General features: G+C 41.5%; 19 protein-coding genes. All 19 read left to right on the top strand.

The window, feature by feature from the left end:
• Positions 1-72: 72 nt before the first annotated feature.
• The 19 genes from ACFPA1_RS02510 (at position 73) to ACFPA1_RS02600 (ending at position 21,107) form a co-directional block, all read left to right on the top strand.
• Positions 73-798: a GntR family transcriptional regulator gene (locus ACFPA1_RS02510; protein WP_213140748.1), complete on the top strand. Its 726-nt coding sequence runs from the start codon at positions 73-75 to the stop codon at positions 796-798.
• A gap of 84 nt (positions 799-882) precedes the next feature.
• Positions 883-1,968: a BMP family lipoprotein gene (locus tag ACFPA1_RS02515; protein ID WP_213140747.1), complete on the top strand. Its 1,086-nt coding sequence runs from the start codon at positions 883-885 to the stop codon at positions 1,966-1,968.
• A 209-nt stretch (positions 1,969-2,177) separates the two neighbouring features.
• The gene (locus tag ACFPA1_RS02520) at positions 2,178-3,707 is read left to right on the top strand and encodes an ABC transporter ATP-binding protein (RefSeq protein ID WP_213140746.1); all 1,530 of its coding nucleotides are present in this window, start codon (positions 2,178-2,180) and stop codon (positions 3,705-3,707) included.
• Complete coding sequence (locus tag ACFPA1_RS02525; protein ID WP_213140745.1) at positions 3,700-4,749, top strand: ABC transporter permease; 1,050 nt, start codon at positions 3,700-3,702, stop codon at positions 4,747-4,749. Before ACFPA1_RS02520 ends, ACFPA1_RS02525 begins: the two co-directional genes overlap by 8 nt.
• Positions 4,750-5,709 (top strand): ABC transporter permease, encoded by a 960-nt coding sequence (locus ACFPA1_RS02530; protein WP_213140744.1) that lies wholly within the window; start codon positions 4,750-4,752, stop codon positions 5,707-5,709. It abuts the gene before it with no gap.
• A gap of 156 nt (positions 5,710-5,865) precedes the next feature.
• A complete protein-coding gene (gene yfmF, locus ACFPA1_RS02535) occupies positions 5,866-7,146 on the top strand; it encodes an EF-P 5-aminopentanol modification-associated protein YfmF (protein ID WP_213140743.1) in 1,281 nt (426 codons plus the stop codon).
• Positions 7,146-8,441: an EF-P 5-aminopentanol modification-associated protein YfmH gene (yfmH, locus tag ACFPA1_RS02540; RefSeq protein WP_378581112.1), complete on the top strand. Its 1,296-nt coding sequence runs from the start codon at positions 7,146-7,148 to the stop codon at positions 8,439-8,441. Before yfmF ends, yfmH begins: the two co-directional genes overlap by 1 nt.
• A 60-nt stretch (positions 8,442-8,501) precedes the next feature.
• Positions 8,502-9,224 carry an elongation factor P 5-aminopentanone reductase gene (gene ymfI / locus ACFPA1_RS02545; protein ID WP_213140741.1) on the top strand — a complete coding sequence of 241 codons (723 nt, stop codon included), beginning with the start codon at positions 8,502-8,504 and terminating at the stop codon, positions 9,222-9,224.
• Between the two features lie 81 nt (positions 9,225-9,305).
• Positions 9,306-9,551: a DUF3243 domain-containing protein gene (locus tag ACFPA1_RS02550; protein ID WP_213116299.1), complete on the top strand. Its 246-nt coding sequence runs from the start codon at positions 9,306-9,308 to the stop codon at positions 9,549-9,551.
• Positions 9,552-9,707: 156 nt separating this feature from the next.
• Entirely contained in the window at positions 9,708-10,496 is a 789-nt protein-coding gene (locus ACFPA1_RS02555) for a DUF3388 domain-containing protein (protein WP_213140740.1), read from the top strand.
• Between the two features lie 20 nt (positions 10,497-10,516).
• Positions 10,517-11,428 carry a RodZ domain-containing protein gene (locus tag ACFPA1_RS02560; RefSeq protein ID WP_213140739.1) on the top strand — a complete coding sequence of 304 codons (912 nt, stop codon included), beginning with the start codon at positions 10,517-10,519 and terminating at the stop codon, positions 11,426-11,428.
• A 79-nt stretch (positions 11,429-11,507) separates the two neighbouring features.
• A complete protein-coding gene (gene pgsA, locus ACFPA1_RS02565) occupies positions 11,508-12,086 on the top strand; it encodes a CDP-diacylglycerol--glycerol-3-phosphate 3-phosphatidyltransferase (protein WP_213140738.1) in 579 nt (192 codons plus the stop codon).
• A 26-nt stretch (positions 12,087-12,112) separates the two neighbouring features.
• Positions 12,113-13,369 (top strand): competence/damage-inducible protein A, encoded by a 1,257-nt coding sequence (locus tag ACFPA1_RS02570; protein ID WP_378581116.1) that lies wholly within the window; start codon positions 12,113-12,115, stop codon positions 13,367-13,369.
• Positions 13,370-13,788: 419 nt separating this feature from the next.
• Positions 13,789-14,829: a recombinase RecA gene (gene recA, locus ACFPA1_RS02575; protein ID WP_213140736.1), complete on the top strand. Its 1,041-nt coding sequence runs from the start codon at positions 13,789-13,791 to the stop codon at positions 14,827-14,829.
• A gap of 327 nt (positions 14,830-15,156) precedes the next feature.
• The gene (gene rny, locus ACFPA1_RS02580) at positions 15,157-16,716 is read left to right on the top strand and encodes a ribonuclease Y (protein WP_213140735.1); all 1,560 of its coding nucleotides are present in this window, start codon (positions 15,157-15,159) and stop codon (positions 16,714-16,716) included.
• 88 nt (positions 16,717-16,804) lie between these two features.
• Positions 16,805-17,602, top strand: coding sequence for a TIGR00282 family metallophosphoesterase (locus ACFPA1_RS02585; protein WP_213140734.1), 798 nt, complete (start codon positions 16,805-16,807; stop codon positions 17,600-17,602).
• 160 nt (positions 17,603-17,762) lie between these two features.
• On the top strand, positions 17,763-18,023 hold the full coding sequence (gene spoVS, locus ACFPA1_RS02590) for a stage V sporulation protein SpoVS (RefSeq protein ID WP_038541258.1): 261 nt from the start codon (positions 17,763-17,765) through the stop codon (positions 18,021-18,023).
• A gap of 480 nt (positions 18,024-18,503) precedes the next feature.
• Entirely contained in the window at positions 18,504-20,240 is a 1,737-nt protein-coding gene (locus ACFPA1_RS02595) for a 2-oxoacid:acceptor oxidoreductase subunit alpha (protein ID WP_213140733.1), read from the top strand.
• Entirely contained in the window at positions 20,241-21,107 is an 867-nt protein-coding gene (locus ACFPA1_RS02600; protein ID WP_213140732.1) for a 2-oxoacid:ferredoxin oxidoreductase subunit beta, read from the top strand.
• The last annotated feature ends 137 nt before the right edge of the window (positions 21,108-21,244 follow it).

The following is a 21,244-nucleotide window of genomic DNA, read 5'->3' on the forward strand; positions in this document are numbered from 1 at the left end:
ATAAGATTATTGCGATTAGTAGGAATGATATCAGAGGTCTGATGTCTAAGGAAAAGGCTGGAGGAAAGCAGCATGTCCATCAAGTCAGATAACCGGCATTTATATTTACAAGTAATCGACCGGCTTAAGCAGGATATTGAAGATGGTGTATACAAAGAAAAAGAGAAACTGCCATCAGAATTCGATCTTGCCAAACAGCTTGGTGTCAGCAGGGCTACACTTCGAGAAGCATTAAGAATTCTTGAAGAGGAAAATGTGATTATCAGACGCCATGGGGTTGGTACGTTTGTTAACGCAAAGCCATTGTTCACATCGGGGATCGAACAGTTAAGCAGTGTTACTGACATGATCAAACAAGCTGGCATGAAACCAGGAACTATTTTCTTAAGGTCATCAACTCAAAGCCCATCGGAAGAGGATATTCGTCGTTTCTCATGTTCTGCTGATGAGGAAATGGTCGTGATTGAGAGAGTAAGAACCGCCAATGGAGAACCAGTCGTTTATTGTATCGACAAAGTTCCAGCACACATATTACCAGAAACCTTCTCTCATGGTGAAGAATCAATCTTCAACATATTAGGAGACGAGGCAAACAGAAGGATTACATACGCGGTTGCCCAAATCGAGCCGATTGGCTATCATGAAAAAATTTCCCCAATTTTAGAATGTGACCCGGAGACTGCATTATTGGTATTAAAACAAATGCATTTCGATGAAACGGATGAACCTGTCCTTTTTTCGGTAAACTATTTTAAGGCGGACAAATTTAGTTTTCATGTACTTAGGAAACGAGTGTAAAAATTTTTAATGGTAATGAAAACGCAATCAGTCCAGTTTTATACCATTTCTACTATCAAACAACATTCTTAGGGGGAAGATACCTTGAAAAAGCGTAAAGTTGGAATGGCGCTATCACTTGTTCTTGCTGCTGGAACACTATTAGGTGCTTGTGGAAAAAGTGATGACAACAAAGGAACTGAAACATCAAAAGGCGGAGAAAAAGGAAAATCATTCTCTGTAGCAATGGTTACTGACGTCGGCGGTGTAGATGACAAATCCTTTAACCAATCAGCGTGGGAAGGCCTTCAAAAGTTCGGTAAAGATAACGGCATGAAAGAAGGAAAAGGCGGGTACTCTTACCTACAGTCCAAATCAGATGCTGACTATGCAACAAACTTAAATACTCTTGCTCGCCAAGATTTTGACTTAGTATATGGGATCGGCTTCTTAATGCAGGCAGCCGTTGAAGAAATTGCAAAACAACAAAAAGACCATCATTTTGCAATCGTTGACGCTGAAGTAAAACAGCCAAACGTAGCAAGCATCCTCTTTAAAGAGCAGGAAGCAGCTTTCCTTGCGGGTGTTGCGGCTGCTTTAACAACTAAAACAAACCATATCGGTTTCATCGGTGGTATGGAAATTCCAGTTATCGAGCGCTTTGAGTCTGGCTTTCTTGCTGGTGTAAAGGCTGCTAAACCGGATGTACAGGTTGACGTTCAATATTCTGGTGCATTTGACAAAGCTGAATTAGGGCAATCCATCGCTTCTAAAATGTACTCTTCTGGTGCAGACGTTGTCTTCCACGCTGCTGGTGCTACTGGTAATGGTCTTTTCAAAGAGGCTGTTGACCGTAAAGCGAAAGAACCAAGCAAAGACTTCTGGGCAATCGGGGTTGACCGTGACCAAGCTGACATGGGTCCAGACGTAGTCTTAACATCTGCATTAAAGCGTGTTGACGTAGCAGTTCAAGACTTGTCCAAAAAGGCAATGGATGGCAACTTCCCTGGCGGAGAAGTGGTATTATACGGCTTACATGAAGATGGCGTAGGTTTAGCACCAGTTAACGCAAAGGCTCCAAACAAAGATGCGATTGATAAAGCGGTTAAAGACTACATTGAAAAAATTAAATCTGGTGACTTAAAAGTTCCTCAAACTCGTGATGAATTGAAAAACTTTAGTGCAAAATAAAACTACTAACAGGGAATAAGCGGATATTATCAAGATAATCCGCTTATTCCTTCTTAATGAATCTTAATTGAAGTGCAGAAATGATTTTCCGCCTTTCAATTAAGGTTTTAATGGGGAGATATCCCTGTTTTTTAAATCTTGGAAAGGTCTGACCTCTTACTTTTATTGGTCGGAATTTCCATCACCTTCATTACAGGGAGTGAGAAAAAATGGATTATGTAATCGAGATGCTAAACATTCGGAAAGAATTCGGCAGCTTTGTTGCAAATGATAACATTACTCTCCAATTGAAAAAGGGAGAAATTCATGCCTTGCTTGGCGAAAACGGAGCAGGCAAATCAACTTTGATGAACGTGCTTTTTGGTTTGTACCAACCAGAAGCTGGAGAAATTAGAGTAAAGGGAAAGCCTGTTAAAATTACCGATCCTAACGTTGCCAATGACCTTGGAATCGGGATGGTCCATCAGCACTTTATGCTAGTGGATACCTTCACAGTAACGGAAAACATTATCCTTGGCAGAGAGATTACATCTGCTGGCCGGATTGACATTAAAAAGGCAGAACAGGAAGTTCGGCAAATTTCCGAACGTTACGGATTGTCAGTTGACCCGCAGGCGAAAATTTCCGATATCTCTGTAGGTATGCAGCAAAGGGTTGAAATTTTAAAAACATTATACCGCGGAGCAGAGATTTTAATTTTTGACGAACCGACTGCTGTGCTGACACCGCAAGAAATTAAAGAGTTAATTCAAATTATGAAAACTCTTATTAAAGAGGGTAAATCTATCATTCTTATTACCCACAAGTTAAAAGAAATTATGGAGGTCGCCGACCGCTGTACTGTCATTCGCAAAGGAAAAGGGATTGGTACGGTAAATGTCAGTGAAACCAATCCAAATGAACTTGCAAGCCTGATGGTTGGACGGGAAGTGGTCTTTAAAACAGAAAAGAAGCCTGCTGAACCAAAGCAAGACGTTTTGCTAGTTAAAGATCTAGTAGTGAAGGATTCACGTGGTGTCACGGTTGTAAATGGATTGGATTTAACAGTTCGTGCCGGTGAAATAGTCGGGATTGCCGGGGTTGACGGTAATGGACAGTCTGAGTTAATTGAAGCGCTTACAGGATTGCGTAAATCGGATAGCGGCAGCATTCAATTAAATGGCAAAGAATTAATTAACCACACCCCTAGAAAAATCACGGAATCTGGAGTAGCCCACATTCCGCAAGACCGTCATAAACATGGACTTGTTTTGAATTATCCAATTGCCGAAAATATGGTTTTACAAACCTATTATCAGAAGCCTTTTTCTAAAAGCGGAGTCTTAAATTTTAAAGAAATTTATAATAAGGCAAGGAAGTTAATCAGTGAATTCGATGTCCGCACACCAAGTGAATATACGTTGGCACGCGCTCTTTCTGGAGGTAACCAGCAAAAGGCAATCATCGGCCGTGAAGTGGACAGGAATCCTGATTTGTTGATTGCCGCTCAGCCGACTCGTGGTTTGGATGTAGGTGCGATTGAATTTATCCACAAACGCCTCATTGAGCAGCGCGATCATGGCAAGGCCGTCTTGCTTGTTTCTTTTGAGTTAGATGAGATTATGAATGTCAGCGACCGGATTGCTGTTATTTATGAGGGGAAGATCGTTGCTGTTGTCAATCCAAAAGATACAGACGAACAAGAACTTGGATTGTTAATGGCAGGATCGAATAGAAAGGAAGCGGGTGCAAATGTCTAAGCGCTTAACAGGTATCTTAACACCGATCATTTCGGTGTTATTAGGAATCATCGTGGGAACCATTATTATGTTAATCAGCGGATATGACCCGGTTGCTGCTTATACAGCACTTTGGAACGGGGCTTTTGGGGAAGTTTACTATGTTGGGGAAGTTATTCGCCAGTTTACACCGTATATTTTGGCTGGTTTAGCGGTAGCGTTTGCTTTCCGTGTTGGCCTATTTAACATCGGGGTAGAGGGACAATTTATTGTCGGTTGGCTGGCATCGGTCTGGGTAGGGGTTGCTTTTGACCTTCCAAAAGTCATACATCTGCCTCTTGCCATCTTGGCAGCTATTGTTGCAGGTGCCCTGTGGGCCTTTATCCCTGGCTTTTTGAAGGCGCGTTTTCGCGTCCATGAAGTTATTGTCACCATTATGTTGAACTATGTTGCTTTGCATGTGACTAACTATATTATAAGAAATGTTCTAGCTGCTAAGAGCGGTGATAAGACAGAAATGATTCATGAATCTGCAAGCTTGCGTTCAGAATGGCTCCAAAGCCTGACAGATTATTCCCGTCTTCACTGGGGAATTATCCTTGCAATTGCCTGCTGTTTTATCATGTGGTTCTTATTGGAAAAAACAACAAGAGGATTCGAATTGCGGGCAGTTGGTTTTAACCAGCATGCTGCTCACTATGCGGGGATGAATGTAAATAAAAATATCATCCTTTCAATGGTGATTTCCGGCGCTTTTGCTGGATTGGCCGGTGCAATGGAGGGACTTGGAACCTTCGGATATGCGGCCGTTAAAGGCGGATTTACCGGTGTAGGGTTTGACGGAATCGCGATTGCCTTGCTTGGTTCTAACACGGCATTAGGGGTATTCTTCTCAGCGATTTTATTCGGTGCCTTAAAAGTAGGGGCTTTAAACATGCCGCTTGAAGCGGGTGTGCCAAATGAACTAGTTGATATTATTATCGCACTTATTGTTTTCTTTGTTGCATCCAGCTATATAATCAGAGCATTTCTTGATCGAATCGGTAAGAAGGGGGTGAAGTAAGTGAGCTTAATGGACATTTTAACAATTGTTGTTCCATCTACACTTTTATGGGCTGCTCCACTTATCTTCACTGCGTTAGGCGGTATTTTTTCAGAACGTTCAGGTGTCGTTAACATCGGTCTCGAAGGATTAATGGTTATTGGGGCATTTACTTCCATCGTGTTTAACTTAACATTTTTTGATACATTCGGAAATGCAACCCCTTGGCTTGCCATCTTAGTGGCGATGGTCGCCGGTGCCATTTTCTCGTTATTGCATGCAGTAGCGTCCATCACTTTTCGAGCTGATCATACCGTTTCCGGTGTAGCTATTAACTTACTGGCAGTTGGTTTAACAATGTTCCTTGTTAAACAAATTTATGGTAAAGGTGAAACTGGGATTATTTCCAAGGGCTTCAGCAAAATTGATGTGCCTGTTTTAAAGGATATTCCAGTTATTGGGGAAATATTTTTCCAAAATACTTATTGGACATCCTTTGTAGCGATTATCGTTGCTATTATCGTTTGGTATATTGTTTATAAAACACCGTTCGGCCTTCGTCTTCGTTCTGTCGGAGAGCATCCGATGGCGGCAGATACAATGGGAATCAATGTAACTAAAATGCGTTATTTAGGTGTAATGCTTTCTGGAGCACTTGGCGGAATCGGCGGTGCTGTCTATGCACAGTCCATCACTTCTAATTTCAGTCATGCTACCATCAGCGGACAGGGCTTCATGGCGCTGGCGGCCATGATTTTTGGAAAATGGCATCCACTTGGAGCACTTGGAGCAGCTATTTTCTTTGGATTCGCACAAAGTATTAGTATCATCGGTTCAAGCTTGCCATTCTTAAAAGAAATACCAAATGTGTATTTGTTAATTGCTCCATACGTTTTAACTATTCTAGCCTTAACTGGATTCATCGGCCGCGCCGATGCCCCAAAGGCAGTTGGAACACATTATATAAAAGGAAGCAGGTAGATACTTGCTTGGACTCCCAGATTTTCTGGGGGTTCTTTTTTTATAACTTGAATTGTACAGGTTTAATAGTATAGGTTTTATATGAAAGGAAAAAATATAAAGAAAAATGTTTTCATATCATATGTTAAGACCCTTTAACAGACAGGAGGAAGATAAATGGAAGCAGTCGTTGAAAAAATAACGCAAATGCAAGGTTATAAACTCCATGTTGTTGAAACTGATAAATATAAAACGAATACTCTGGTCTGGCGAATGAAAGCGCCATTGTCAAATGAGGATGTCACGAGAAGAGCACTTCTGCCCTATGTGCTGCAGTCCAGTTCTGCCAAATATCCAACGACGACACAGCTCCGTTCCTATTTGGATGACCTATACGGAGCAACTCTTTACGTCGATTTAGGAAAAAAGGGCGAGTATCATATTGTCAGCTTTCTGATAGAAATTGCAAATGAAAAATTCTTGACTGACCATAGTCCTTTATTGAAAAAGGGATTTGAATTATTGTCAGAAATTTTGACGAAGCCCAATGTTTCCGGCCAAGCGTTTGATAAGGAAACAGTTGAAAAAGAAAAACGCACACAAAAGCAAAGAATTCAATCAGTGTATGATGATAAAATGCGCTACTCCAATGTTCGCCTCATTCAGGAAATGTGCAAAGGAGAGCCATATGCTCTAGAGGTTAATGGCGAGGCTGAAGCTGTCGATGCAATTACTCCTGAAAACTTATTCGAATATTTCCAGAGAGCCTTTAAAGAGGATGAGATGGACCTTTACGTGATTGGGGATGTAAAGGAAGAAGAAGTGAAGACTATTGCTGAAGGGCTTCTGCAATTTGAAAATCGCACTCCACAAAAGTCTTCCGCTGCTAAGGTTCAAAACAGAACAGAAGTAAATGAGGTTAAGGAAGTTCAAGATGTCAAACAAGGAAAATTAAATATGGGCTACCGGACAAATATCGTCTTTGGCAATCCAGATTATTTTGCATTGCAGGTTTTTAACGGCATTTTTGGCGGCTTTGCCCATTCGAAACTGTTTATCAATGTTCGGGAAAAAGCAAGTCTAGCCTATTATGCAGCCAGCCGGCTTGAAAGCCATAAGGGCTTAATGATGGTCATGTCGGGAATCGATAATAAAAATTATGATCAGGCTGTTAAAATCATTCGCGAGCAAATGGAAGCAATGCAAAAGGGTGACTTTACGGACGATGAGCTAGTTCAAACGAAAGCCGTCATTCGCAACCAAATTCTTGAAACCATTGATACATCGAGGGGATTGCTCGAGCTCCTATATCATAACGTCGTTGCAAACCAAGATATTAAGCTCGAATCATGGATTACAGATATGCTGAAAATAACTAAAGAAGAAATTATCGCAGTGGCTAATAAGATAAACCTTGATACCATTTATTTCTTAACAGGAACGGAGGCGGGCAAGTAATGGAGAAAATCAGCTTTGACCAGCTTCAAGAAGAGCTTTATCACGAGAAAATGTCAAACGGCTTACATGTCTATATCTTACCGAAAAAAGGCTTTAATAAAACTTATGCAACCTTTACAACTAAGTATGGTTCGGTTGATAATACATTTGTACCTTTGGGAAAAGACAATTTTGTCAAGGTTCCTGATGGGATTGCCCATTTTTTGGAGCATAAGCTATTTGAAAAGGAAGATGGCGATGTCTTTCAGCAATTCAGCAAACAGGGAGCATCGGCCAACGCCTTTACATCATTTACACGGACTGCCTATTTGTTTTCAAGCACTTCAGATGTTGAAAAAAACTTAGAAACATTGGTGGATTTTGTTCAGGACCCATATTTCTCTGACAAAACAGTGGAAAAAGAGAAAGGCATCATTGGGCAAGAAATCACGATGTATGACGATAACCCAGATTGGCGCTTATATTTTGGGATCATCGAAAATCTATTCCAAAACCATCCTGTCAAAATTGACATTGCGGGAACAATTGAGTCTATTTCCGAAATCACAAAAGAATGGCTGTATGAGTGCTATAATACTTTTTATCACCCAAGCAACATGCTTTTGTTTATTGTCGGAGCGGTTGACCCGGACAAAATCATGAAACAGGTGAAAGACAATCAGGCTAAAAAGGACTATAAGGAAATGCCTGAAATAAAGCGGAAGTTCGAAGAGGAGCCCTTGAAGGCTGCTGAGAAAAAACAGGTATTGCAAATGAATGTGCAAACCTCAAAATGCTTGGTTGGCATGAAGGCGCTGCATGTGGATCAGCAAGGCCCGGAAATGTTAAAAAACGAGTTAACCATGAATGTGCTCCTTGATTTACTATTTGGGAAGAGCTCTGAAAACTATTACGAGCTATATAATGACGGATTGGTTGATGAATCCTTCTCCTTCGATTACACGCAGGAGCAGGGCTTTGGCTTTGCGATGATCGGCGGCGATACGAATAATCCGGACCAGCTAGCGGACAGAATTCAAAAAATCCTGTTGGATGCAAAGGGTGCCCACACATTTACTGAAGAACAGCTAGAAAGGGCTAAGAAAAAGAAAATTGGTGCATTCTTGAGGGCGGTTAACTCTCCTGAATATATCGCAAACCAATTTACGCGCTACGCCTTTAACGACATGAATCTATTTGATGTCGTGCCAACACTTGAAAAAATCACTCTGGCTGACGTTCAGTCACTGGCTTCGGAAGTAATTGCCGACGAGCGGATTTCAGTCTGCCAGGTCGTGCCTAAAAATAAACAATAGAAATCCAGAGGCCTGCCCCCTAGGGATCAGGCCTCCTTATATAAAGAGAGAGTGAACAATATGCATAAATATGTTCTTATTACGGGAGCGAGCGGAGGAATCGGCCAGGCGGTTGCTTACCATTTGGCAGAAAAAGGCTATCATCTTTACTTGCATTACAATCAAAATGAAGAATCGATTAAAGAGCTGCTGAACAAGCTTTCCCCCTTTAAGGGGGAGTACATACCGATTCATGCCGATTTGGCAGAGCCTGAAGGTTATTTAAAGGTTAGCTCGCAAATCTTTTCGCTGGATGCGATTGTCCATTGCGGAGGAATGGGGCAATATGGATTGTTAATGGATTTAAAGCTTGACGAAGCGATGGCACTCATGAACGTCCATGTATTAAGTCCCTTAATGCTGACAAAAGAACTTTTGCCAAAACTAATCAGTAAAAAATCAGGAAATATTGTCGTGATCACGTCCATTTGGGGGCAGACTGGTGCCGCCTGTGAAGTGGCCTATTCTGCCGCTAAAGGGGCGCAGATTGCCTTTGTGAAGGCCTTAAGCAAAGAAGTTGCGTTAAATGGAATCCGCGTGAATGCCATCGCTCCTGGGGCGGTAGATACGCCGATGATGGCCGGATTTACGGAGGAAGAAACCGAAAGAATTGCCTTTGAAATTCCAATGGGCAGGCTGGGGCAGGCCGAAGAAATTGCTAAGGGTACAGCCTTCCTTTTATCTGATGATTCCAGTTATATTACTGGACAGGTGCTTGCCATCAATGGCGGCTGGTATACCTAAAAATTCATATTTTCAGGATGTATAGAAACTGCCTCCGTTTTGCAAAATATACTTGTACCATCTAAAAAAGGAGGCAAAATTATGTCTGTTTTAGATAACTGGAAACAATGGCAGGACTTCCTTGGGGATCGCCTAAACAACGCACAATCTCAAGGAATGAGTGAAGGAGCAATCAACACCATTGCTTACCAAATTGGCGACTATCTGGCAAGGAACGTTGATCCAAAGAATGAACAAGAAAGAGTTCTTTCCGATATGTGGTCAGTTGCCGATCCACAGGAGCAGCAAGCCATTGCCAACGTAATGGTTAAGCTTGTAAAACAATAATGTGTAAAGAGAGGAGAAATCTCCTCTCTTTTTTGATAGATATTAATTACTATTTGGACATGTTTTTTCTTTCATCTTCTATCAAAATCATTTATGATAAGGTTTAGGGCGTTTTTGAAATAGAAAATGATTGATATCCTAAATGGGGGTTAAAGCATGAAGAAAGAATGGTATCTAGAATATGAAATTACAAAAAACCGTCCGGGTTTGTTAGGTGATATTTCATCCCTCTTAGGAATGCTTGCTATTAATATTGTAACTATTAATGGTGTCGATGAAGGAAGACGCGGCTTGCTTATACTGGCAAAAGATGATGATCAAATTAAACGTCTTGAGTCAATTTTAAATACAATGGACACAATAAAACTAATAAAATTAAGAGAACCAAAACTGCGGGACCGTCTTGCTGTCAGACATGGCCGCTATATACAACGGGATGCAGATGATAAAAAAACGTTCCGATTCATCAGAAGCGAGCTTGGGGTTTTAGTGGATTTTATGGCAGAATTATTTAAGGAGGAAGGCCACAAGCTGATTGGCATTCGCGGCATGCCTCGTGTCGGTAAAACCGAATCACTGGTCGCCGCAAGCGTTTGTGCCAATAAGCGCTGGCTGTTCGTCTCTTCAACCCTGCTTAAGCAAACGATCCGCAATCAGCTAATCGAAGACGAATATAATGCAAATAATCTGTTTATTCTTGATGGGATTGTATCGACCCGCAGGGCAAATGAGCGGCATTGGCAGCTAGTTCGTGAAATTATGCGTCTCCCGTCTGTAAAGGTGATTGAGCATCCGGATATTTTCGTCCAAAACTCCGAGTATACGCTTGATGATTTTGATTATATTATTGAGTTAAGGAATCACGCTGACGAAGAAATTACATATGAGGTAGTTGATCAACACAATATGTTCTCCGGATCGGATTTTGGAGATTTTGATTTTTAAAAAATTGGAAGGTGTTAACGGTGACTGAATTAGGGAATCGATTAAAAGAAGCCCGTTTAGCCAAAGGTTTGAGTCTTGATGATTTGCAGTCTATGACAAAAATCCAAAAGCGTTATTTAGTTGGAATTGAGGAAGGCAACTATTCAGCTATGCCCGGAAATTTCTATGTGCGGGCATTTATTAAGCAGTATGCAGAAGCCTTACATCTAAATCCAGAAGAGCTATTTGAAACGTATAAAAGTGAAATCCCGGCTTCCTATAGCGATGAATTGCCTCAGCAATTATCAAGAGTAACGACGCACAAGAAGATTTCACAAGGAAATTCGAAAATTTTTGATGTGCTGCCAAAGGTGTTAATTGGTGTTTTTGTCATTGGTATTGCTAGTCTTTTATATTATTTTTTCGCAACGAATGCTGGTACAGATTCAAATCAATCAACGAACAAGGATAATGAGCAGGTTAAATTAGTCAAGAACGAGAAGCTTGAAAAAGCACAAGCCGAAGAAAAGGCAAAGGAAGATAAAAAGAAAAAAGAAACTGTTAAGGAAGAACCAAAAAAGGAAGAAACCACAACACCTGTTGAGGAAACTCCGAAGCAAGTTTTATCAGTAGTACAAACCAGTGGAAGAAATTCGACTTATTCGTTAAGTGATGCTGATAAATTCGTGGTAAAGATTGTTTCTAGGGGTGTATCCTGGGTCAGTATAAAGAATGGCAAAGGAAAATCTTTCTATTCCGGAACACTGCAAGCAGGCGGTGTTGATACCCAGACTATTGATTTATCAGCAGAAACTGAAGCTGTTATTATCGTCGGAAAAACGGTAGATGCGGACATTTATGTCAATGATCAAAAGCTTGAGTATGCAGTCGCACCAACTGAGAAGGTTCGTCAGGACATTACGATCCAATATGTTCCGAAGGTCCAACAATAGTCATCCTTTCGATGGCTATTTTTGGCGTGTATTTTATAGTGCTCATGAAAGCACGCTGGTTTTTTAGGAGGAAATTTTGATGAATATACCAAATAGAATTACTGTTTCAAGAATATTTTTAATCCCGATATTTATGATTGTTATGTTGGTTCCTTTTGATTGGGGACAAATGTCCTTACTTGGGGCGGACATGCCTGTTACGCATTTCGTCGGGGCGTTGATTTTTATATTAGCCTCCACGACTGACTGGGTAGACGGCCATTATGCCCGTAAATATAATCTTGTAACAAACATGGGAAAATTTCTCGATCCGCTTGCCGATAAGTTGCTTGTTTCAGCGGCTTTGATTGTTCTTGTGGAACTTGGATATGCCCCGTCTTGGATTGTCATCATCATCATCAGCCGGGAATTTGCTGTCACAGGCCTCCGCCTCCTGCTTGCAGGCGAAGGAGAAGTTGTCGCAGCCAATATGCTTGGGAAAATTAAAACCTGGACACAAATTATTGCGATTTCTGCATTACTATTACATAACATTATTTTTGCGCTGATCCCTTTCCGCTTTGATATTTTGGCATTGTGGGTCGCGATGTTCTTCACGATTTGGTCAGGATGGGATTATTTTGCAAAAAATAGCCATGTGCTGAAGAATTCGAAGTAAAATTTGATTTGTAAGGGGCGATAGATGTGAATGCTGAGATTATTGCAGTTGGCTCGGAGCTTTTACTTGGGCAGATTGTGAATACGAATGCACGGTTTCTATCTCAGCAATTAGCTGAGCTCGGAGTGGATGTATATTTTCATACGGTGGTTGGCGACAATCCTGAGAGGCTTAAGGCAGCGATTGACATTGCCGAGAAGCGTTCGGAAATCATTATTTTTACCGGCGGACTGGGACCGACCAAGGATGATTTAACGAAGGAAACAATTGCCCGCCATATTGGTACAGACCTTGCGCATGATGAAACAGCATTAGAATCGATTGAGGATTATTTTAAACGAACTAACCGAGTAATGACGGAGAATAACAGGAAACAGGCATTGGTTTTGAAGGGATCTGAAGTTTTGCCGAATGACTTTGGCATGGCTCCAGGTATGGTGATGAAAACGGGCGGTCATATTTATATGCTCCTCCCTGGACCGCCAAAGGAAATGGAGCCGATGTTTTCCCGCTATGGCAGACAGGCGCTTGCTTCGGCAGCCGGCTCGACGGAACAAATTGTCTCCCGGGTACTGCGCTTTTTTGGGATTGGCGAAGCCGCCCTTGAAACGGAAATTATTGATTTGATTGATGCACAAAGCAACCCGACGATTGCGCCGCTTGCCGGTGATGGGGAAGTGACGTTGCGTCTGACCGCTAAGCATGTGGATACTGCGGCTGCAGAGGCTATGTTGGATGAAGTGGAGTCGAAGATTCGCGGGCGTGTCGGGCAGTATATTTATGGGTATGGCGATGCCTCATTGTTAGAGGAACTGACGAAGACATTAAAGGCTGGGCAATTAACCATTACGGCAGCTGAGAGTTTAACAGGCGGGCTGTTCCAGCAGGAGATTACCTCGATTTCCGGAGCTAGCTCTGTATTCAAAGGCGGCGTTGTATGTTATGCCAATGAAATTAAGCGGGATGTTGTCGGGGTTAGGCAGGAAACGCTTGATCAGCATGGGGCTGTAAGCGAAGAGTGTGCCCGTGAACTAGCGGAAAATTCAGCTCGAATGTTTGGGACTGATGTCGGAATTAGCTTTACCGGTGTGGCCGGACCGGATGAACTGGAAGGGAAACCGGTTGGGACCGTTTATATTGGAATCGCTGCTGCTGGTAAGCCGACGGTCGTTGAAAAATTAACTCTTGCCGGTGGAAGGGCCGCCAACAGAGTGAGGGCTGTTAAATTTGGGTGTTATTTTCTATTAAAGTTATTAAAAGCTGAACCACAGGATACCGTTTAGGTGTTTTGTGGTTTTTTTGTTTTTGAAGGTATGGGAAGGAAGAGTATCACTAGTGGTAAAAATAGAGCGATTATTTTACCCGTTTGACGTGAAGGAGATGGGCAACAGAAAAAATAGAAAGGTAATATTACCTAGTTAAGTTGGTTGAAAGCATGCATTGGTAAAAAATAGTGATTTCTAGTATTTTTTAGTTTTCTGACAACAAGAGAATTCCCTTTTTTTATTCAGAAACTCTCAAGAAAGATACAATTCCATGAGTTTTTTTGTAATTTTCCCTGCTTTAATTACTCAGAAAAAGGCAGAATAAATGTTCGTGTTTTTTCTCGACAAAAACTCAAAAAGAGGTTATATTAATAATAGGTTTCGTTTAATAGATTCCAGCAATAATATTATTTTATATATAAAAGGAGGAACTATTTGTGAGTGACCGAAAGGCCGCCTTAGAAATGGCGCTAAAACAAATAGAGAAACAATTCGGTAAAGGTTCCATCATGAAAATGGGAGAGCAGCAGGAAACAAGAATTTCCACAGTACCAAGTGGTTCCCTAGCACTGGACGTAGCACTTGGTGTTGGCGGATATCCTAGGGGACGTATTATCGAGATATATGGTCCCGAATCATCTGGTAAAACAACCGTAGCCCTTCATGCAATCGCAGAAGTGCAGGCAAAAGGCGGACAAGCGGCGTTTATTGACGCTGAGCATGCCCTGGACCCAACTTATGCCCAAAAACTAGGCGTAAACATTGATGAACTATTATTATCCCAGCCGGACACTGGTGAACAAGCACTTGAAATCGCCGAAGCATTGGTACGAAGCGGTGCAGTTGATATCATCGTAATCGACTCAGTAGCTGCTCTAGTTCCAAAAGCTGAAATCGAAGGTGAAATGGGAGACGCCCACGTAGGCTTACAAGCTCGTTTGATGTCCCAAGCACTTCGTAAACTATCAGGTGCAATCAATAAATCTAAAACAATCGCTGTCTTCATAAACCAAATTCGTGAAAAGGTGGGTGTCATGTTCGGGAACCCCGAGACGACACCTGGCGGACGCGCGCTGAAGTTCTACTCGACAATCCGTCTTGAAGTCCGCCGTGCTGAAACCCTTAAGCAAGGCACTGAAATGGTCGGTAACAAAACAAAAATTAAGGTTGTTAAGAACAAAGTTGCACCTCCATTCCGTACAGCTGAAGTCGATATTATGTATGGGGAAGGCATCTCAAAAGAAGGCGAAATCGTCGATATGGGATCGGAACTAGAAATTGTTCAAAAAAGTGGTTCCTGGTATTCCTATAGCGATCAAAGAATCGGACAGGGCCGGGAAAATGCAAAATTGTTCCTAAAGGAAAACCCTGATATCCGCCTTGATATCCAAACAAAAATCCGTGAACACTACGGGTTGGATGGTGAAAAAACTGTCACTGAAGTGGATGACGATGATCAAATTGAGCTACTAGATTAATTTAAAGAGCAAAGCCTTTTCTCTAAGGTTTTGCTCTTTTTGAAACGGAATGTATTTTTATTCAGTAATATACATGAAAAATACTTCTGTAAAAACTGCCCATGTCCCAGTCCCGTCATACTAAATTCGAAATATTTCAAAATGCCAATCGGACTAAACCTTGACAATGATTGGCACCACATTTACAATTAACATGTATATTTTACATTTTTGGAAATATTACATTGCGAAAAAGCCGTAGTGCTTGCTGTATGTTGAGTCTAAACAATGTACATGCCGACACTTAAAAAATGTAAGAAAAGTTCATAGCAAGAGGAGGTGTAACGATTGGATTTAATTACTATCATCTCCATTTTGCTTGGCCTTATCGTCGGTGCCGTTGTTGGCTATTTTATTCGTAAATCCATTGCTGAAGCAAAAATAGCAGGAGCTAAAAATGCTGCAGAGCAAATCTTAGAGGATGCAAAACGCGATGCTGAATCCTTAAAGAAGGAAGCCCTGTTAGAGGCAAAGGATGAAATTCACAAGCTTCGTACCGAAGCAGAACGTGAGGTTCGTGAACGAAGAAATGAACTGCAAAAACAAGAAAACCGTTTACTGCAAAGAGAAGAGAATTTAGACAGGAAGGATGAAACGTTAAACAAGCGTGAAGTTCTTCTAGAAAAGAAGGATGATTCTCTAAATCAAAGACAACAGCATATTGAAGAGATGGAAAGCAAAGTGGACGAGTTGGTACGTACACAACAATTAGAACTCGAACGAATTTCGGGCTTAACTCGTGAGGAAGCGAAGTCGATCATTATAGATCGGACTGAGAATGAACTCGCTTATGAAACCGCGATGATGATTAAGGAAAGCGAAAATCGTGCAAAAGAGGAAGCTGACAAGAAAGCGAAAGAAATACTTTCCTTGGCTATCCAGCGTTGCGCAGCTGACCATGTAGCGGAAACAACTGTCTCAGTCGTAAACCTTCCAAACGACGAAATGAAGGGCCGTATCATTGGACGTGAAGGACGAAACATTCGTACCCTTGAAACGTTAACAGGTATTGATTTAATCATTGATGATACTCCTGAAGCTGTCATTCTATCAGGCTTTGATCCTATTCGTCGGGAAACCGCTCGCTTGGCGCTTGAAAAGCTTGTTCAAGACGGCCGCATCCATCCAGCCCGGATTGAGGAAATGGTGGAAAAATCACGCCGTGAAGTGGATGAATATATCCGTGAGGTTGGCGAACAGACCACCTTTGAAGTTGGCGTTCATGGACTCCATCCTGACCTGATCAAAATCCTTGGCCGCCTGAAGTTCCGTACAAGCTACGGTCAAAACGTGTTAAAACACTCAATGGAAGTAGCACAGCTTTCGGGATTATTAGCTGCAGAGCTTGGACAGGATGAAACACTGGCAAGACGGGCCGGACTTCTCCACGATATCGGGAAAGCAATTGACCATGAAGTGGAAGGAAGCCATGTCGAAATTGGTGTTGAGCTAGCGACCAAATACAAGGAACATCCAGTAGTCATCAACAGTATCGCTTCACACCACGGTGATACCGCACCAACATCGATTATTGCGGTCCTTGTTGCAGCAGCTGATGCCTTGTCAGCAGCAAGACCAGGTGCACGAAGTGAAACTCTCGAAAACTACATCCGCCGCCTTGAAAAGCTTGAGGAGATTTCCGAATCCTATGAGGGTGTTGAGAAATCCTTCGCTATCCAAGCAGGCCGTGAGGTTCGGATTATGGTCAGACCGGAAGCAATTGATGATTTGGCTGCACACCGCCTGGCACGGGATATCCGGAAGCGAATTGAGGAAGAGCTTGACTATCCAGGTCATATTAAAGTAACAGTTATCCGTGAAACTCGGGCTGTTGAATACGCGAAATAAAGCGGTGCTTTTGCATCGCTTTATTTTTTTGCATAAAAAAATATGCTAAACTTCTAATAACACATTTTATTTACGAAAGGGCAAAAACATGAACATACTTTTTATCGGCGATGTCGTCGGTTCTCCAGGCAGGGATATGGTGAAAGAATATCTGCCAAGATTAAAAGAAAAATATCGTCCGCAAATAACGATTATTAATGGTGAAAATGCCGCAGGCGGTAAAGGGATTACGGAAAAAATTTACCGGCAATTTTTAGAGCAGGGTGCACAGGCTGTAACATTAGGCAATCATGCCTGGGATAATCGCGAAATATTTGAATTTATCGATCAAGCCAAATATTTAGTCCGCCCGGCCAATTTTCCGAAGGACACGCCTGGTAAAGGAATTATTTTTCTGAAAATAAACAGCTTTGAAGTGGCAGTCATCAATTTACAGGGAAGGACATTTATGAATCCAATTGATTGCCCGTTTCAAAAGGCCGATGAGCTCGTCACATTGGCGCGGACACGAACACCATTCATTTTCGTTGACTTCCACGCTGAAGTGACGAGCGAAAAGCAGGCAATGGGCTGGTATTTGGACGGAAGGGTATCGGCTGTTGTAGGGACCCACACACATGTCCAAACAGCCGATAACCGCATTCTTCCAGGGGGAACAGCCTATTTAACTGATGTGGGTATGACGGGCCCGTATGACGGCATTCTTGGCGTGGAAAGGGAAGCGGTCTTGAAACGATTTCTTACAAGTCTGCCGGTACGATTTGAAGTCCCAACAGGAGGAAGAAATCAATTAAGCGCAGTGCATATGGTTCTGGATCAAAAAACAGGCCTTGCCAAAAAAATTGAACCAATCTTAATCAATGATGACCATCCTTGGTATTCATAGGAGCAAACACTCTCGTTTGCTCTTTTTATATGCCTTATTTTTGTCCAAGCTGGAATATGTTATTTGATTCGTGAATATAGTAGCAGTGGAATGTTTTATACCTGATTGATTCATGAAACTGCTCATGCGGGATCGGGATTATTACAAGGGGGAGCTAGGAATGGAAATATTAAAAGTTTCAGCAAAATCTAATCCTAATTCTGTAGCTGGTGCACTTGCCGGAGTTCTGCGTGAAAGAGGTGCAGCAGAAATACAGGCAATAGGTGCGGGTGCATTAAATCAAGCCGTTAAGGCAGTAGCCATTGCAAGAGGATTTGTAGCGCCTAGCGGAGTTGACTTGATTTGTGTCCCTGCGTTTACAGATATTTTAATCGATGGGGAAGAACGCACAGCTATAAAGTTAATTGTAGAACCGCGGTAGAAAAAAGCCGTGGGTATAAAAAATTCAAAGTTTTATGTGCCTGGTTGTTTTATACAAGCAGGTATTTTTGTGTTCTCGTTGTGAATGCATTGTTTGCTTACCATAATTAAAGAATACTATTCTGATATATGAGAGAATATTTCGAAAATGGAATACTGGGGCATAACCGTAAAGGCAGAAGAATTAGTAAAACTGTTTAAAAATACTGTAATTGCCCATTTATTCTTGATATTTTTAGAAGGTAAATCAAGTAATTTAAAATAATAAAAAAATATTCATATTTTAGACATTATTTCGAGCCAAAGGGTTGCATTTTTTACTTTATAGGTCTAGAATTGTAAGCGTTTAGTACATCTCCGTGACTCTAGTTTTTGGGGTTTAAAGCATTAAAAATCACAATTTCTAGTGGTTTACTCGGAAATGTGCTATAATCTACATGTTTATTTAATTATCTTTTACATATCCAAAGGGGTGTAAGTCATGATTAAGCAACTTTCATGGAAAGTTGGCGGGCAACAAGGTGAAGGTATTGAGAGTACCGGTGAAATCTTTGCAATCGCACTGAATCGCTTAGGTTATTACCTGTATGGTTATCGTCACTTTTCATCACGTATTAAGGGCGGCCATACGAATAATAAAATAAGAGTAAGCACGACAGAAGTTCGTTCTATTTCTGATGATCTTGATATCCTAGTCGCTTTTGACCAAGAAACAATTGATGTAAACTACAAAGAACTTCACAGCAAAGGACTAATCCTTGCTGATGCTAAATTTGGTCCAACTAAGCCTGAAGATACAGAAGCTTCTTTATTTGTAGTTCCATTTACGGAAATTGCAACAGAGCTTGGTACTTCATTAATGAAGAACATGGTTGCAATCGGCGCTACCGCGGCCGTTTTAGATTTGGATATCCAAGTATTTGAGGTAGTTGTACGTGAAATTTTTGGCAAAAAAGGCGACCAGGTAGTTGCAAAGAATATGGAAGCCATTAAAGCTGGCTTTGACAATATGAAAGATAAGCTTGGACAAGGCGTCGAGCCAATGCATCTTGAAAAAGCTGACGGCAAACAGCGCATGTTTATGATCGGTAACGATGCGATTGCCCTTGGTGCTATTGCAGGCGGATGTCGTTTTATGGCTGCTTACCCTATTACACCTGCTTCCGAGATTATGGAATACTTAATTAAGAAGCTTCCTGCACTAGGCGGAACAGTTATTCAAACAGAAGATGAAATTGCTGCAGCTACAATGGCTATTGGTGCTAACTATGCTGGAGTTCGTACAATTACTGCCTCTGCAGGCCCTGGCCTTTCATTGAAAATGGAAGCAATCGGCCTTTCCGGTATGACTGAAGTTCCGTTAGTAATCGTTGATACACAGCGCGGTGGTCCTTCTACAGGATTACCAACAAAACAAGAGCAATCTGATCTTATGGCCATGATTTACGGAACACATGGTGAGATTCCTAAAATCGTCATGGCTCCAAGTACAGTAGAAGAAGCTTTCTATGATGCAGCAGAAGCTTTCAATCTTGCTGAAGAATATCAAGTTCCGGTAATTTTATTAACTGACTTGCAATTATCCTTGGGTAAACAAACCGTTGAACCATTAAGCGTTGATAAAGTTGAAATTCGTCGTGGTAAGCTGTTAAATGGCGATCTTCCAGAGATTGACGGAAAAGGCTACTTCAAACGTTATGAGGTAACTGAAGATGGTGTTTCACCTCGTGTTATCCCTGGTATGAAAAACGGTATTCACCACGTAACAGGTGTTGAGCATGCTGAAACTGGTAAACCATCCGAATCAGCTGCAAACCGTCTAGCGCAGATGGATAAGCGTATGCGTAAATTAGATAATATTCGCTTTAATACACCTGTGTATAAAAATGCGAAGCATGAAGAAGCAGATATTTTATTTGTTGGCTTTAACTCGACTCGCGGTGTTATTGAAGAAGCAATGGGACGCCTTGAAAATGACGGTTTAAAAGTGAACCATGCCCATATTCGCTTAATTCACCCATTCCCAACTGACGAGGTTCTTCCGCTTATTCAATCAGCGAAGAAGGTTATCGTGTTAGAAAATAATGCGACTGGTCAATTGGCTAATATTATCAAAATGAACGTTGGACATGCAGACAAGATTGTAAAGCATGTGAAATATGATGGTAATCCATTCTTACCTCACGAAGTTTACACAAAAGCAAAGGAGTTGTTCTAAATGGCCACTTTTAAAGACTTTAGAAATGATGTAAAACCGAACTGGTGCCCTGGCTGTGGCGACTTCTCTGTACAAGCGGCAATTCAACGTGCTGCTGCAAACGTTGGTTTAGAACCTGAAAATTTAGCAGTTATTTCCGGTATCGGCTGTTCTGGTCGTATTTCCGGTTATATCAATTCATACGGATTCCACGGAATCCATGGCCGTTCACTGCCAATTGCACAAGGCGTTAAGATGGCTAACCGCGATTTAACAGTTATCGCTTCCGGCGGTGACGGTGACGGCTTTGCGATTGGTATGGGTCATACGATTCATGCAATCCGTCGTAACATTGACGTTACTTATATCGTTATGGACAACCAAATTTACGGTTTAACAAAAGGTCAAACTTCTCCGCGCTCAGCTGCTGGCTTTAAAACAAAGTCAACACCAGCAGGTTCCATTGAACAAGCGATTTCCCCAATGGAAATGGCACTGACTGTGGGCGCAACTTTTGTTGCTCAAAGCTTCTCAACAGATTTGAAAGATTTAACTGCGTTAATTGAAGCTGGTATTAATCACAAGGGCTTCTCTTTAATCAACGTATTCAGCCCATGTGTAACTTATAATAAAGTAAACACTTATGACTGGTTCAAAGAAAATCTTACTAAGCTTAGCGATATCGAGGGTTATGATCCACATAACCGCGAAGCAGCGATGCAAACATTAATGAAGCATAAAGGTTTAGTAACTGGTCTTATTTATCAAAATACGGAGCAAAAATCTTACCAAGAATTAGTTCATGGCTACAAAGAAACTCCGTTAACTCAAGCAGACCTTGAGCTTGATCAAAATTATTTTGATAAATTAGTTGCTGAATTCATGTAATGGTGAAGAAAATCCCGAGGCACTCCCTCGGGATTTTTTTTTATAGAGTGTGATTATCGAAAGCAGCCTAGATTTTCTATTGTTTTCAGGTTCGTAAACCTTTATACTATTATAATGTGCAGATTAACCGTTAATTC

It is taken from the genome of Neobacillus sp. GCM10023253 (genome assembly GCF_042653105.1).
GTDB lineage: Bacteria > Bacillota > Bacilli > Bacillales > Cytobacillaceae > Neobacillus > Neobacillus citreus.

Bases quoted from the DNA above. Each gene is read 5' to 3' on its own strand.
- ACFPA1_RS02510 (WP_213140748.1), top strand. From the start codon at position 73: ATGTCCATCAAGTCAGATAACCGGCATTTATATTTACAAGTAATCGAC.
- ACFPA1_RS02520 (WP_213140746.1), top strand. From the start codon at position 2,178: ATGGATTATGTAATCGAGATGCTAAACATTCGGAAAGAATTCGGCAGC.
- ACFPA1_RS02525 (WP_213140745.1), top strand. From the start codon at position 3,700: ATGTCTAAGCGCTTAACAGGTATCTTAACACCGATCATTTCGGTGTTA.
- yfmF (WP_213140743.1), top strand. From the start codon at position 5,866: ATGGAAGCAGTCGTTGAAAAAATAACGCAAATGCAAGGTTATAAACTC.
- yfmH (WP_378581112.1), top strand. From the start codon at position 7,146: ATGGAGAAAATCAGCTTTGACCAGCTTCAAGAAGAGCTTTATCACGAG.
- ymfI (WP_213140741.1), top strand. From the start codon at position 8,502: ATGCATAAATATGTTCTTATTACGGGAGCGAGCGGAGGAATCGGCCAG.
- ACFPA1_RS02550 (WP_213116299.1), top strand. From the start codon at position 9,306: ATGTCTGTTTTAGATAACTGGAAACAATGGCAGGACTTCCTTGGGGAT.
- ACFPA1_RS02555 (WP_213140740.1), top strand. From the start codon at position 9,708: ATGAAGAAAGAATGGTATCTAGAATATGAAATTACAAAAAACCGTCCG.
- pgsA (WP_213140738.1), top strand. From the start codon at position 11,508: ATGAATATACCAAATAGAATTACTGTTTCAAGAATATTTTTAATCCCG.
- ACFPA1_RS02585 (WP_213140734.1), top strand. From the start codon at position 16,805: ATGAACATACTTTTTATCGGCGATGTCGTCGGTTCTCCAGGCAGGGAT.
- spoVS (WP_038541258.1), top strand. From the start codon at position 17,763: ATGGAAATATTAAAAGTTTCAGCAAAATCTAATCCTAATTCTGTAGCT.
- ACFPA1_RS02595 (WP_213140733.1), top strand. From the start codon at position 18,504: ATGATTAAGCAACTTTCATGGAAAGTTGGCGGGCAACAAGGTGAAGGT.
- ACFPA1_RS02600 (WP_213140732.1), top strand. From the start codon at position 20,241: ATGGCCACTTTTAAAGACTTTAGAAATGATGTAAAACCGAACTGGTGC.